14 protein-coding genes are annotated in these 12,749 nt (G+C 72.9%); 6 read left to right on the top strand and 8 right to left on the bottom strand.

Features of this window, described 5'->3' with window-relative positions; genetic code table 11:
* Positions 1 to 6: 6 nt before the first annotated feature.
* Positions 7 to 777, bottom strand: coding sequence for an SDR family oxidoreductase (locus AB0P06_RS16360; RefSeq protein ID WP_363607946.1), 771 nt, complete (start codon positions 775 to 777; stop codon positions 7 to 9).
* A gap of 170 nt (positions 778 to 947) precedes the next feature.
* Between AB0P06_RS16360 and AB0P06_RS16355 the strand changes: the two genes are divergently transcribed.
* Positions 948 to 1,370 (top strand): MerR family transcriptional regulator, encoded by a 423-nt coding sequence (locus AB0P06_RS16355; RefSeq protein ID WP_363607945.1) that lies wholly within the window; start codon positions 948 to 950, stop codon positions 1,368 to 1,370.
* A gap of 3 nt (positions 1,371 to 1,373) precedes the next feature.
* Positions 1,374 to 1,706: a thioredoxin gene (trxA, locus tag AB0P06_RS16350; protein WP_363607944.1), complete on the top strand. Its 333-nt coding sequence runs from the start codon at positions 1,374 to 1,376 to the stop codon at positions 1,704 to 1,706.
* Between the two features lie 26 nt (positions 1,707 to 1,732).
* Here trxA and AB0P06_RS16345 read toward each other — a convergent pair whose 3' ends face one another.
* The gene (locus tag AB0P06_RS16345; RefSeq protein WP_363607943.1) at positions 1,733 to 2,533 is read right to left on the bottom strand and encodes an SURF1 family protein; all 801 of its coding nucleotides are present in this window, start codon (positions 2,531 to 2,533) and stop codon (positions 1,733 to 1,735) included.
* 31 nt (positions 2,534 to 2,564) lie between these two features.
* Positions 2,565 to 3,560, bottom strand: a complete 996-nt coding sequence (locus AB0P06_RS16340; RefSeq protein ID WP_363607942.1) for a DEDDh family exonuclease — start codon at positions 3,558 to 3,560, stop codon at positions 2,565 to 2,567.
* Between the two features lie 157 nt (positions 3,561 to 3,717).
* Here AB0P06_RS16340 and AB0P06_RS16335 point away from each other — a divergent pair, with 157 nt between their 5' ends.
* The 4 genes from AB0P06_RS16335 to moaA all read left to right on the top strand — a co-directional run bounded on the left by AB0P06_RS16335 (position 3,718) and on the right by moaA (position 8,031).
* On the top strand, positions 3,718 to 4,761 hold the full coding sequence (locus tag AB0P06_RS16335) for a zinc-dependent alcohol dehydrogenase family protein (protein WP_363607941.1): 1,044 nt from the start codon (positions 3,718 to 3,720) through the stop codon (positions 4,759 to 4,761).
* A gap of 238 nt (positions 4,762 to 4,999) precedes the next feature.
* On the top strand, positions 5,000 to 5,356 hold the full coding sequence (locus tag AB0P06_RS16330) for a DUF485 domain-containing protein (protein ID WP_363607940.1): 357 nt from the start codon (positions 5,000 to 5,002) through the stop codon (positions 5,354 to 5,356).
* Positions 5,353 to 6,963, top strand: coding sequence for a cation acetate symporter (locus tag AB0P06_RS16325; protein ID WP_363607939.1), 1,611 nt, complete (start codon positions 5,353 to 5,355; stop codon positions 6,961 to 6,963). Before AB0P06_RS16330 ends, AB0P06_RS16325 begins: the two co-directional genes overlap by 4 nt.
* A 78-nt stretch (positions 6,964 to 7,041) precedes the next feature.
* On the top strand, positions 7,042 to 8,031 hold the full coding sequence (moaA, locus tag AB0P06_RS16320) for a GTP 3',8-cyclase MoaA (protein WP_363607938.1): 990 nt from the start codon (positions 7,042 to 7,044) through the stop codon (positions 8,029 to 8,031).
* Positions 8,032 to 8,048: 17 nt separating this feature from the next.
* Here the strand turns inward: moaA and AB0P06_RS16315 are convergent, their stop codons facing one another.
* The 5 genes from AB0P06_RS16315 to AB0P06_RS16295 form a co-directional block, all read right to left on the bottom strand.
* On the bottom strand, positions 8,049 to 8,309 hold the full coding sequence (locus AB0P06_RS16315) for a hypothetical protein (protein ID WP_363607937.1): 261 nt from the start codon (positions 8,307 to 8,309) through the stop codon (positions 8,049 to 8,051).
* Between the two features lie 297 nt (positions 8,310 to 8,606).
* Entirely contained in the window at positions 8,607 to 8,990 is a 384-nt protein-coding gene (locus tag AB0P06_RS16310) for a DUF3099 domain-containing protein (protein ID WP_363607936.1), read from the bottom strand.
* 3 nt (positions 8,991 to 8,993) lie between these two features.
* Positions 8,994 to 9,641 (bottom strand): RNA 2'-phosphotransferase, encoded by a 648-nt coding sequence (locus AB0P06_RS16305; RefSeq protein WP_363607935.1) that lies wholly within the window; start codon positions 9,639 to 9,641, stop codon positions 8,994 to 8,996.
* A gap of 31 nt (positions 9,642 to 9,672) precedes the next feature.
* Complete coding sequence (locus AB0P06_RS16300; RefSeq protein WP_363607934.1) at positions 9,673 to 11,070, bottom strand: metallopeptidase TldD-related protein; 1,398 nt, start codon at positions 11,068 to 11,070, stop codon at positions 9,673 to 9,675.
* Positions 11,070 to 12,632, bottom strand: coding sequence for a TldD/PmbA family protein (locus AB0P06_RS16295; RefSeq protein WP_363607933.1), 1,563 nt, complete (start codon positions 12,630 to 12,632; stop codon positions 11,070 to 11,072). Before AB0P06_RS16295 ends, AB0P06_RS16300 begins: the two co-directional genes overlap by 1 nt.
* Between the last annotated feature and the right edge of the window lie 117 nt (positions 12,633 to 12,749).

The raw sequence follows: 12,749 nt of genomic DNA, 5'->3' as shown, positions 1-12,749 counted from the left end.
GTCACGTCAGAGGCCGCGCAGGGCGCCGCCGTCGACCGGGACCATGACGCCGGTCAGGTAGGACGCGGCGGGGGAGAGCAGGAAGGCGGCGACCTTGCCGAACTCCTCCGGGGTGCCGTACCGGCCGAGCGGGATGGCGGCGCTGTGGTGGGTGCGGGCGGCCTCGGGGTCGCCGCCGAGGGCGTCGAGTTCGCGGACCCGGTCGGTGTCGATCCGGGCCGGGAGCAGGCCGACCACCCGGATGCCGCGCGGCCCCAGCTCGTCGGCGAGCGACTTGGCGGCCATCGCCAGGCCGGGGCGCAGGCCGTTGGAGATGCCGAGGCCGGGGATGGGCTGGCGGACCGAGCTGGAGAGCACGAAGCCGATCACACCGCCCGCGCCGAGTGCGTCGGCCGCCGCCCGGGCGATCCGCAGGGCGCCGAGGAAGAGCGACTCGAAGGCGTCGCGCCAGGCCTCCTCGGCGGCGGTGGAGACCGGGCCGGCCTGCGGGCCGCCGACGCTGATCAGTACGCCGTCCAGCCGGCCGAAGTGCTCGGCGGCCTCCGTCACCAGCCGGGCGGCGGTGGCCGGGTCGGCGTTGTCGGCCACCAGGCCGTGTGCGGCCCCCCGGCCGCCGAGCGCGTCCAGTTCGGCGACTGCCGCCGCCACCGACTCCTTGCCCCGGCCGCTGACCAGCACCCGGGCACCGTCGGCGGCCAGCTCCCGGGCGGCCGCGAGGCCGAGGCCCCGGGTGGCGCCGGTGACCACGTACACCCTGTCCTTCAGTCCAAGATCCATGCCCCCATCCTGCCGGGTGGCGGCAGCGGGCGGGTAGGGGCCCGCCGGGCCGGGGTTCCGGGGGAGTGACCCCGGGGGCTGGCCTTGACGTCGGCGTCAAGGTCTACCGTCGTTCACGGCGGCGTCCGGACGGCGGCGTTCGGACGGCGGCCGGAAGGAGCGGTGCGGTCATGCGGATCGGCGAGCTGGCGAGGCGGGCGGGGACGACCACCCGGGCCCTGCGGTACTACGAGCAGCTCGGGCTGTTGCCCGCCCGGCGGGCCGGCAACGGCTACCGCGCCTACGGCGAGGACGATCTGCGGCTGCTCCGGCAGATCCGCACCCTCCAGGACTTCGGCTTCGGGCTGGAGGAGACCCGGCCGTTCGTGGAGTGCCTGCAGGCCGGTCACCCGGAGGGGGACTCCTGCCCGGCCTCGCTGGAGGTCTACCGGCGCAAGCTGGCCGAGCTGGACGAGTGCATCGCCCGGCTCCAGGAGGTCCGTGCGCAGGTGGCCGAGCAGTTCTCCCGGGCGGAGCTCGCCCGGGACGAGCTGGCGGCCGGGGCCGGGCAGGCGCCGCTCTGCGAGTTGGCGACCGATTGGAAGGAGACGTAGACGATGGTGCAGATCACAGGGGTGCCGGCGGTCACGGACGAGACGTTCGCGGCCGAGGTGCTGGCGGCCGAGGGGCCGGTGCTGGTGGACTTCACGGCGGACTGGTGCCCGCCGTGCCGGATGATGGCGCCGGTGCTGGCCGACCTGGCCCGCGAGGAGGGGCACCGGATGACCGTGGTCCAGCTGGACGTGGACAGCAATCCGCAGACGCAGGCGGCGTACGGGGTGCTGTCGATGCCGACGCTGATGGTGTTCCGGGACGGGCAGCCGGTGAAGTCCGTGGTCGGTGCCCGGGCCAAGACCCGGCTGCTGCGGGAGCTGGACGACGTGCTCTGAGCGGGCTCCGGCGGGGCCGCCGGAGGTCAGGCCGGTACGGCCACCGGCGGCACCTCGGCCTCGGCGGCCTCCTTGGCGCGATCCCTGGCCTCGCGGCGGACGATCACCCAGAGACCGACCGGGATCATCGCGGTGAACAGCCACCACTGGATCGCGTACGCCATGTGCGGGCCGATGTCGGAGTGGTTGGGCTCGGGCAGCAGCTGGGGCTGGTCGCCGGGGGCCGGGGCGGTGTCGGTGAGCTCCAGGTAACCGCCGAGGAGGGTGGCACCGGTCTCCTTGGCCTGCTGCTCGGTGCTGATCAGGTTGAACTGCCGGTCGGGCAGGCCGGCCCGGTCGCGGATACCGCTGCCGGCCGCGGTCTCGTCGGCACGCAGCCGGCCGGTGAGGGCGACCTCGCCGGCCGGCGCGGCCGGCACCGGCGGGTAGGCGGTGGCGGAGTCGCCGGACGGCACCCAGCCGCGGTTGACCAGGACGGTGCCCTTGCCGTCGGCGAGCGCCAGCGGGGTGATCACGAAGTAACCGATCTTGTCCCCGCTGGAGTCGGTCCGCTTGCGGACCACGAACTCGTGCGCCGGGTCGTACTGCCCGGTGGCCGTCACCGCGCGCCACGTCAGGTCCTTGGGCACCGTGAAACCGGGCGTCGCCGACAGGGTGTCGAACGGGACCGGCCGGTCGGTGAGGGCCTGGGTGATCAGCTCGTTGCGGTCCACCCGCGCCTCGTGGCGGTGCAGCTGCCAGAACCCCAGCCTGATCGTGGCGGGGATCAGGAGCAGGGCGATCAGCAGGGTGATCAGCCAGCGCCGGGAGAGCAGAAAACGGTACACACGGGCACGGTACGCCCACCTCACGGCGCGATCACGCACCGGGGTGCGGAGCGACCTCGCGCAGCAACTGGAGGAAGGCGTCCTCGGTGACCACCGGGGTGCCGACCTCGCGGGCCCTGCGGGCCTTGCCGCTCCAGCTGCCGGGCTCGTTGGTGACCAGCAGGCTGGTGAGCCGGCTCACCGAGGTGGCGATGTGCAGGCCGGCCTCCACCGCGCGGTCCTCCAGCAGCTCGCGGTCGGTGGCGGTGTCGCCGGTGATCGCCACCCGCATGCCCTGCACCAGCGGCTTGCCGTCCTCCCAGCGCCCCGGGTTGGGGTACGGGCACGGCGGGCGCTTCCTGGCCTGGCGGTACGAGGAGCCGGTCCAGGAGGCGCGGCCGGGCGCCGCGGGCTCGTCCTCGCCGAGGTCGGTGACGGCCACGCAGGCCTGCAGCGGCAGCGGGACGCCCCCCTGGCGGGCCAGGTGCAGGCTGGGGCGGAAGGCCTCGGCGAGCACCCGGGCGTCGTCCAGGGCGTTGTGCGCCTGGCGCTGCTGGACACCGAAGTAGGCGGCGAGCGAGGACAGTTTGCCGTTGGGCAGCGGGAGCCGCAGGTCGCGGGAGAGGACCATGGTGCAGAGCCGCTGGTCCACCGGGGCGTGCAGGCCGGCCCGGGAGAACTCGCGGGAGATCATGTTCCAGTCGAAGAGCGCGTTGTGGGCGACCAGCACCCGGCCGCGCAGCCGCTCGGCGAGTGCCCCGGCGATCTGCGGGAAGGTCGGGGCGTCCGCGAGCAGCTCGTCGGTCAGGCCGTGGATCCAGACCGGTCCCGGGTCCCGCTCGGGGTTGACCAGGGTGTACCAGTGGTCGGTGACCTCGCCGTCGGGGTCCAGCTGGTAGACGCCCGCCGAGATGACACGGTCCGAGCGGCCGAGGCCGGTGGTCTCGACGTCGACCACCGCGAAGCCCTCGGTGGGGGCGGCGGAGCGCTGGGCGGGGACGGGGACGGTCCGCGGCGCGCCGTACGTCTCGGGCTGGATCGCATGCATGGTCAAACAGAATAAGCGCCGTCCGGGCCGGGTCCGGTCGAAATGAGGTGGCGGACGGGCCGGAATAGAGTGGTCGACGTATTCGTCGTACATCCGGTCGAATATCTCCCGGTCGTTCGCCACCCCCGGCGACGGCCTCTGCGAAGGACGAACCCTCATGCGCGCCACCGTGATCCACGGCCCCAACGACATCCGGATCGAGGACGTACCGGACCCGGTGATCCAGCAGCCCACCGATGTCGTCCTCCGGGTGGTGAACGCCTGCATCTGCGGCAGCGACCTGTGGGCGTACCGGGGTGTGGCCGCGCGGACGGCCGGGCAGCGGATCGGGCACGAGTTCCTCGGCGTGGTCGAGGACGCCGGGTCCGAGGTGCGCGGCTTCAGGCCGGGCGACCTCGTGGTGGCCCCGTTCGTCTGGTCGGACGGCACCTGCGAGTTCTGCCGCGAGGGTCTGCAGACCTCCTGTCCGCACGGCGGCTTCTGGGGCCAGGTCGGCTCGGACGGCGGTCAGGGCGAGGCGGTGCGCGTCCCGTACGCCGACGGCACGCTGGTGGGGCTGCCCAGGGAGGCGGCGGCGGACGAGAAGCTGCTGCCCAACCTGCTCGCCCTCTCCGACGTGATGGCCACCGGGCACCACGCGGCGGTCTCGGCCAGGGTGCGGCCGGGGTCCACCGTCGCGGTGGTCGGCGACGGTGCGGTGGGCCTGTGCGGCGTGCTGGCCGCGCGCCGGCTCGGTGCGGGCCGGATCATCGCGCTCGGCCGGCACACCGCCCGGACCGACCTGGCCCGCCGCTTCGGCGCGACCGATGTGGTGGCCGAGCGCGGCGAGGCGGGGATCGAGGCGGTCAAGGAGCTGACCGGCGGCCAGGGCGCGCACGCCGTGCTGGAGGCCGTCGGCACCGAGGAGTCGATGCGCACCGCGGTCTCGATCGCCCGGGACGGCGGCGCGGTCGGCTACGTCGGTGTGCCGCACGGCGGCAGCGCGGGCGTGGACATCGGTCAGATGTTCGGCCGAAACGTTTCGCTCAACGGCGGTGTCGCCCCCGCCCGCGCCTACATCCCCGAGCTGCTGCCCGACGTTCTCTCCGGCGCCATCGAGCCCGGGCTGGTCTTCGACCGCACGGTGGACCTGGACGGCGTCCCGGACGGCTACCGGGCGATGGACGACCGCTCCGCCCTCAAGGTGCGGATCGCCTTCTGATACGGCGTCACCAGGGGCGGCACCGCAGGCCGGTGCCGCCCTTTCGCATGCCCGGAAGTGATGGTTTTCGGCCAATTGGGCAGCACGAGGGGGTGAATGGTCGGCTGAACACGGTCAAACCCTTCCGGGGCGGGTGCGACCCTCCTAGCATTGCGCGGCGCGCAGCCGGACTGTGACTCCGCTCACGTCCGCTCGTTCCACCTGTGCGACCGCCACGCCGAAGGAGTGAGGAGTCAGAGTGGAATCGCCGTCGATCACCACTGTCCCTACGGAAGTCCAACTCATCGATGAGAGCAGGGAGTTCTGTGCCCTGCGGCACTCGTTCCGGAGCTTCGCGTTCCCCGTCACCATCGGATTCGTCCTCTGGTACCTGCTCTACATCCTGCTCTCCAGCTACGCGCCCGGCCTGATGGGCACCAGGGTCGTCGGGCACATCAACGTCGCCCTGGTGCTGGGGCTGCTGCAGTTCGTCACCACCTTCGCCATCGCGGCCTGGTACGCGCGCTACGCGGACCGGCGGCTCGACCCGCCCGCCGCCGCGATCCGCGAAGCCCAGGGCGCCGTGGTCCACGCCCCCCGGGAGGCCGCCGAATGACCCTGCTCGCCAGCTCCGCCACCGAGCACCGCGGCCTGACGATGACCCTCTTCGGGTTCTTCGTGCTGGCCACCCTCGGCATCACCGTCTGGGCCGGGCGGCAGACCAAGGACGCCGCCGACTTCTACGCCGGCGGCCGCGGCTTCACCGGCTTCCAGAACGGTCTGGCCATCTCCGGCGACTACATGTCCGCCGCGTCCTTCCTCGGCATCGCCGGCGCCATCGCGCTCTCCGGTTACGACGGCTTCCTCTACTCGATCGGCTTCCTGGTCGCCTGGCTGGTCGCCCTGCTGCTGGTCGCCGAACCGCTGCGCAACTCCGGCCGCTTCACCATGGCCGACGTACTCGCCTTCCGGATGCGGCAGCGGCCGGTCCGCACCGCCGCCGGGGTCTCCACCATCGTGGTGTCGATCTTCTACCTGCTGGCCCAGATGGTCGGCGCGGGGACGCTGGTGGCGCTGCTGCTCGGCGTCAGCGGGGACGGCGCCAAGCGCCTGACCGTCGTCGCCGTCGGCGCACTGATGGTGATCTACGTGGTGATAGGGGGGATGAAGGGCACCACCTGGGTGCAGATCGTCAAGGCCGTGCTGCTGATCGCGGGCACCGCGCTGATGACCGTGCTGGTCCTCGCCAAGTACCACTTCAACCCCTCCGCGCTGCTGGGCGCCGCCGCCGACGCCAGCGGCAAGGGCGCCGCCTTCCTCGAACCGGGGCTGAAGTACGGCGCCACCGGCACCAGCAAGCTCGACTTCATCAGCCTGGGGATCGCCCTGGTGCTCGGTACCGCCGGACTCCCGCACATCCTGGTCCGCTTCTACACGGTGCCCACCGCCAAGGCGGCCCGGAAGTCGGTGCTCTGGGCGATCGGCATCATCGGCGCCTTCTACCTGATGACCCTGGCGCTCGGCTTCGGCGCGGCCGCGCTGGTCGGCCACAAGGCGATCGAGGACACCAAGTCCTCCGGCAACACCGCCGCCCCGCTGCTCGCCGAGCAACTCGGCGGCGGTGCGGGCTCCACCGGCGGGGCGATCCTGCTGGCGGTGATCTCCGCCGTCGCGTTCGCCACCATCCTCGCGGTGGTCGCCGGACTCACCCTGGCCTCCTCGGCCTCCTTCGCGCACGACCTGTACGCCAACGTCATCCGGCGCGGCCGGGCCAGCGAGAAGGAGGAGGTGCGCTCGGCCAAATGGGCCGCCGTCGCGATCGGCGCGGTCGCGATCGTGCTCAGTCTCTTCGCGGGCAAGCTCAACACCGCCGCGCTGGTCGCCCTGGCGTTCGCGGTGGCCGCCTCGGCCAACCTGCCCACCCTGCTCTACTCGCTGTTCTGGAAGCGGTTCACCACCACCGGCGCGGTCAGCTCGGTCTACGCCGGGCTGGTCACCTCGGTGGTGCTGGTGCTCTTCTCGCCGGTCGTCTCCGGCGCCAAGACCTCGCTCTTCCCGAACCACGACTTCCACTGGTTCCCGCTGGAGAACCCCGGCCTGGTCTCCATCCCGGTCGGCTTCCTGGCGGGCTGGGTCGCCACCCTCCTCTCGAAGGAACGCGCCGATCCGGCGAAGTACGCTGAACTGGAGGTTCGGTCGCTGACCGGACTGGGCGCCCACTGACAGCCGGGCGATGACTAGGCTGGCCCGGCCCCGCCGTGACGGTGGCCGGGCCGGCCGCATTCTCCGGAAGGGACCGCCGTGCTGCTCGACACCTTCGGCCGCCGCGCCGTCGACCTGCGGGTCTCCCTCACCGACCGGTGCAATCTGCGCTGCACCTACTGCATGCCCGAGGAGGGCCTGCAGTGGCTGGCCAAGCCCGACCTGCTCACCGACGAGGAGATCGTCCGGCTGATCGCCCTCGCCGTCCGTGACCTCGGCGTCCGGGAGGTCCGCTTCACCGGTGGCGAGCCGCTGCTGCGGCCCGGACTGGTCGCCGTCGTGGCCGCCTGCGCCGAGCTCGAACCGCGCCCCGAACTCTCCCTCACCACCAACGGGATAGGCCTCGCCCGGACCGCCGAGGCGCTGCGCACCGCCGGGCTGGACCGGGTCAACGTCTCGCTCGACACCCTCGACCCGGACACCTTCCACACCCTCACCCGCCGCCACCGGCACCAGGACGTCCTGGACGGGCTGGCCGCCGCCGAGACCGCCGGGCTGGCGCCGGTCAAGCTGAACGCCGTCCTGATGCGCGGGGTCAACGACCACGAGGCGCCGGAGCTGCTCGCCTGGTGCCTGGAGCGCGGGTACGAGCTGCGGTTCATCGAGCAGATGCCGCTGGACGCGCAGCACGGCTGGGACCGCACGTCGATGGTCACCGCCGAGGAGATCCTGGAGCGGCTCGCCGCCCGCTTCGCGCTCACCCCCGAGCCCTCGGTCCGGCGGGGCGCGGCACCCGCCGAGCGCTGGCTGGTGGACGGCGGCCCCGGCCGGGTGGGCGTGATCGCCTCCGTCACCCGCCCGTTCTGCCGCGCCTGCGACCGGACCAGGCTGACCGCCGACGGCCAGGTGCGCAACTGCCTGTTCGCGACCGGGGAGACGGATCTGCGGACCGCCCTGCGCTCGGGCGCCGACGACGCCGAGATCGGGGCGCTGTGGCGCGCGGCGATGTGGGGCAAGAAGGCCGGTGCCGGGATCGACAACCCCGAGTTCCTCCAGCCCGATCGGCCGATGTCGGCGATCGGCGGGTAGGGCGTGGCCCAGGGCGCCTACGGAAGGGGCCGGGCCTGCTCGTCCCCGGTGTTCCCGGTGCTCTCGGGGGTCCAGTCGGCGAAGGCGACGACCTCCTTGAGGAAGCCGCGCACACCGAGGAACTGGGACAGGTGCTCGCGGTGCTCCTCGCAGGCCAGCCAGGTCTTGCGGCGGTCCGGGGTGTGCAGCTTGGGGTTGTTCCAGACCAGCACCCAGCGGGCGTCCGCCCGGCAGCCCTTGGCGGAGCAGACCGGCGTCTGCGTCTGCGGGGAGTCCATCGGGGCCGTCCTCAGCGGTAGGCGGGTCGTCTGTACCGCCAGTCTGTCACGCGCCCGTTCGCGGCCCGAGGCCGCCCGCACGCCACGCGGGGCGCCACCCGGATCCGGGCATGGCGACGCCGGGCAGCCACGGGGGGAGCCGCCCGGCGTCGGTCCGTCGCTCCGACGGGGGATGCGGAGCGCGTACGCAGTATGTCACGGTAGGGGTGGCTTAAGGGGAGGTCTTGCATGATTAATCTGAGCTTCTTTTGAGCTTTCCTCTAAGGCAATTGCTGGATACCAGAGCAAAACGGGCAGTCAGCTCAAGTCCTGTGAAGAATCGGTGGGATCGCCCTTCGCACCGGGCGTACCATGCGTCGCACCCGCCCCACCCTGACCGCCGGGACCGAGCATCAGCGGGGTGCCGGCCGGCACGTCGAAGGTGCTCGGCAGTCCAGGCGCCTTCTCCCGGCCCGCGTTGGCGATCAGCACCGCGAAGTACGGCAGCAGGACCGCGCCGGCCAGCGCGACGAACGCCAGCACCCGCTGGACGTCCCACAGGACCACCGCCAGCAGCACGCAGACGGTGCGCAGCAGCATCGAGGCCACATAGCGCCGCTGCCGCCCGCGGACGTCCTCGGTGAGGCTGCTGCGCGCACCCGTGATCCGGTAGACCTCTCCATCGCCGGCGCTCTTGCCCATGTCCTACCGTCCTCGTCCAGGCACCCGCGCGTCTCGCCGCGCGGCCTCCTCACGGTACGCCGCGCCGGGGCCGCCGACGAGACCGGGGCGGAGGGGCGCGTCCTGGCGGAGCCGGCCGAGGTACTCGGGCGGTACCGCGGCGGTGAGCCAGACGCCGTTGGCGCTGACCCGGAACTCGTGGCCGGCCGCCGCCATCGCCGCCGCGTCCACGGTCAGGACCACCGGGCGGCCGTGCCGGGCGCCGACCCTGGTGGCCGTTTCGGTGTCCGCCGAGAGGTGGACGTCCTGCCGGGCCATCGGGCGCAGGCCCTCGTGGAATATCGGGTCGAGGCTCCGGGTGGCGGTGCCGTGGTACAGCACCGCCGGCGGCTCGGTGGCGGTCAGACCGAGGTCGACCGCCACCGTGTGCCCCTGACTGGCGCGGATCGAGAGACCGTCCTCGGAGTAGGCGAACCGGCGCTTGTTGTTGGTCTCCACCACGTGGTCCAGCTCGGCCCTGGTCAGCCGGTTCCCCTTCGCCGCCAGCGCGGCGAGCAGGACGTCCACCCGGACCCAGCCGGCCGCGTCCAGGGTGATCCCGACCCGGCCGGGGTCGTGCCGCAGGATCCGCGACAGCATCTTGCTGGTCCTGACCGTGCGCTTCTCGTCCACTCTCTCGATCCTTCCCCCGTGGTCTGGCGCCCTAGGACGCCTGGCTGACCGAACTCATGTTGAAATCCGGGACCCGCACCGGCGGCATCGCGGCCCGGGTGAACCAGTCGCTCCACTCCCGCGGCAGGCAGCGCTCGGTGCGGCCCACCTCGGTGATCCGGCCGAGCAGGTCGACCGGCGACTCGTTGAACCGGAAGTTGTTCACCGCGCCGACGACCTCGCCGTTCTCCACCAGGTACACGCCGTCCCGGGTGAGGCCGGTGAGCAGCAGCGTCGCCGGATCCACCTCGCGGATGTACCAGAGGCAGGTGAGCAGCAGGCCGCGCTCGGTGCGGGCGATCATCTCGTCCAGGGTCGGCGCGGACGCCTGGTCGGCGGTCTCCAGGACGAGGTTGTCCCCGGCCGGCCGCAGCGCCAGGCCGGTCAGCGCGGCGGAGTGCCGGGTGGTGACCAGATCGGTCAGCACGCCCTCGCGGATCCACTCGGTGGCGGTGAGCTCCAGGCCGTTGTCGAAGACCGAGGAGTCCCCGCCGCTGGAGTGCGCCAGCACGAACGGCGCCGTCTCCAGGCCCGGTTCGGCCGGGTCGGAGCGCAGCGTCAGCGGCAGGCCGGCGAGCTTGTCGCCGATCCGGGTGCCCCCGCCGGGCCGGGAGAAGACCGTCCGGCCCTCGGCCGCGTCCCGGCCGCCGGAGGACCAGCTCATGTACACCAGCAGGTCGGCCACCGCCGAGGGCGGCAGCAGGGTCTCGTACCGGCCGGCCGGCAGGTCGATCCTCCGGGCTCCCCAGGCGAGCCGCCTGGTCAGCTGGGCGTGCAGCTCGGTGACGTCGACGTCGGTGAAGTCCCGGGTGCCGGCGCCCGCCCAGGCCGAGCCGGAGAGGTCGGCGGTCTTGGCGTTCAGCTCGACCATGCCGGTGGGCTGGTCGTGGCGCAGCCGCAGGCCGGTGGAGGTGCCCAGGTAGCTGGAGACCATCTCGTGCCGGGCGAAGCCGTACAGCAGCTCGCCCTGGGCGGCGGCCCGGGCGAAGGCCTCGCCGAGGGCGGGCGCGAAGGCCGCGAACACCTCGATCGAGGTCTCGGCGGGCGGTTCGGTGAAGCCGGGCGAGGACGGCCGGTCGGCCACCAGGGGCTGGGCGTCCTCGGCCGGGCCGGCCGCGCGGGCGGCCTCCTCGGCGGCCCGGACCAGGCTCTCCACCTCGTCCGGCGCGACGGCCTCGCGGGAGACCACGCCGGAGGCGGTGCCCTCGGCGCCGGCCACCGTGGCGATCACGGTGAGCCGGCGGCCCCGGGTGACGCCGTTGGTGGTCAGCGCGTTGCCGGCCCAGCGGAGGTTGGCGGTGGACTCCTCGTCGGCGATCACCACGCAGCCGTCGGCGAGGGAGAGGCCGAGCGCCAGCTCGACGAGTTCGTGGGGTTGCGTCGCGGTCATCAGTGACCCGCCTCCTGCTGGGTGTTGAGCACGTTGACGTTGCGGAACAGCGCCGAGGGGCAGCCGTGGCTGACCGCCGCGATCTGGCCGGGCTGCGCCTTGCCGCAGTTGAAGGCGCCGCCGAGCACGTAGGTCTGCGGGCCGCCGACGGCCGCCATCGAGCCCCAGAAGTCGGTGGTGGTGGCCTGGTAGGCGAAGTCCTTGACCTGGCCGGCGAGTTCGCCGTTCCTGATGGCGTACGCGCGCTGGCCGGTGAACTGGAAGTTGTACCTCTGCATGTCGATCGACCAGGAACGGTCGCCGACGATGTACAGGCCGTTCTCCACGCCCGCGAACAGCCCCTGGGTGTCGGGGCCGTCGGCGGCCGGCTGGAGCGAGACGTTGGCCATCCGCTGGACCGGCACATGGGCGGGGGAGTCGGCGAAGGCGCAGCCGTTGGAGCGCTCGAAGCCCTTCAGTCTGGCCATGCTCCGGTCGAGCTGGTAGCCGACCAGGATGCCGTCCCGGACCAGGTCCCAGGACTGGGTGGCGACGCCCTCGTCGTCGTAGCCGATGGTGGAGAGGCCGTGTTCGGCGGTCCGGTCGCCGGTGACGTGCATCAGTTCGGAGCCGTACCGGAGCGACCCCAGCCGGTCGAAGGTGGCGAAGGAGGTGCCGGCGTAGGCGGCCTCGTAGCCCAGCGCGCGGTCCAGTTCGGTGGCGTGGCCGATCGACTCGTGGATGGTCAGCCAGAGGTTGGACGGGTCGACGACCAGGTCGTAGCGGCCGGCTTCGACGCTCGGCGCCTTCATCTTCTCGGCCAGCAGGACGGGCAGTTCGGCCAGCTCGGCGTTCCAGTCCCAGCCGGTGCCCGTCAGGTACTCCCAGCCGCGCCCGGCCGGCGGGGCCAGGGTGCGCATCGAGTCGAAGGCCCCGGTGCGCTCGTCGACCGAGGTGGCCTGGACCGTGGGGTGCAGCCGGATCCGCTGCTGGGTGGTGACGGTGCCGGCGGTGTCCGCGTAGAACTTGTTCTCCTGGACCGTCAGCAGCGTGGCCTGGACGTGCGAGACGCCCTCGGCGGCGAGCAGCCGGGAGCTCCAGTCGGCGAGCAGGGCCGTCTTCTCGGCGTCCGGCACCTCGAAGGGGTTCACCTCGTAGGAGGAGACCCAGGTGACGTCCGGGTGGACCGGTTCGTCCGCCAGCTCGACGAGCTCCTTCGAGCCTGCCGCGCGGCCGATCCCGCCGGAGAGCCGGGCCACCGCGACGGCCTGCTCGGCGACCCCGGCCGCCGCGGCGGGGGTGAGGTCCACCCCGGCGGCGAAGCCCCAGGCGCCGTCCAGAAGCACCCGGACGGCGAAGCCCAGCTGGACGCTGTCGGAGGTGCCGGCCGGTCGGGCGTCGCGCAGCCGCCAGGAGGCGCTGCGGACCCGCTCCAGACGGAAGTCGGCGTGGGCGGCGCCGAGTTCACGGGCCCGGGTGAGCGCCGCGTCGGCGAGGGTGCGCAGCGGGTAGGCGAGGAACAGCGCGTCGACGGCGCGCCCGTGCGGGGCACCGGCGCTGCTGGTCGGGGGCTTCGGAGTCAATCGGGCTCCCTGGTCGGGGGGATGGCGGTGCGGGCACCCCGCACAGGGATGCCCGCACCGAATCATTTCCCGTCCATGGGGTTTCGGCCAGCTCATTTCCCCGGTGACACGCGCCGG

It is taken from the genome of Kitasatospora sp. NPDC088351 (assembly GCF_040685575.1).
Lineage (GTDB): Bacteria > Actinomycetota > Actinomycetes > Streptomycetales > Streptomycetaceae > Kitasatospora.
Note: the sequence above shows the minus strand (reverse complement) of the source record. Positions and strands in the feature narration are given on the sequence as shown.

Excerpts from the sequence above, each read along its gene's own strand:
- AB0P06_RS16315 (WP_363607937.1), bottom strand. The coding sequence starts at position 8,309 with ATGGACTCCCCGCAGACGCAGACGCCGGTCTGCTCCGCCAAGGGCTGC.
- AB0P06_RS16335 (WP_363607941.1), top strand. The coding sequence starts at position 3,718 with ATGCGCGCCACCGTGATCCACGGCCCCAACGACATCCGGATCGAGGAC.
- AB0P06_RS16300 (WP_363607934.1), bottom strand. The coding sequence starts at position 11,070 with ATGACCGCGACGCAACCCCACGAACTCGTCGAGCTGGCGCTCGGCCTC.
- AB0P06_RS16355 (WP_363607945.1), top strand. The coding sequence starts at position 948 with ATGCGGATCGGCGAGCTGGCGAGGCGGGCGGGGACGACCACCCGGGCC.
- AB0P06_RS16360 (WP_363607946.1), bottom strand. The coding sequence starts at position 777 with ATGGATCTTGGACTGAAGGACAGGGTGTACGTGGTCACCGGCGCCACC.
- AB0P06_RS16340 (WP_363607942.1), bottom strand. The coding sequence starts at position 3,560 with ATGCATGCGATCCAGCCCGAGACGTACGGCGCGCCGCGGACCGTCCCC.
- AB0P06_RS16310 (WP_363607936.1), bottom strand. The coding sequence starts at position 8,990 with ATGGGCAAGAGCGCCGGCGATGGAGAGGTCTACCGGATCACGGGTGCG.
- trxA (WP_363607944.1), top strand. The coding sequence starts at position 1,374 with ATGGTGCAGATCACAGGGGTGCCGGCGGTCACGGACGAGACGTTCGCG.
- AB0P06_RS16325 (WP_363607939.1), top strand. The coding sequence starts at position 5,353 with ATGACCCTGCTCGCCAGCTCCGCCACCGAGCACCGCGGCCTGACGATG.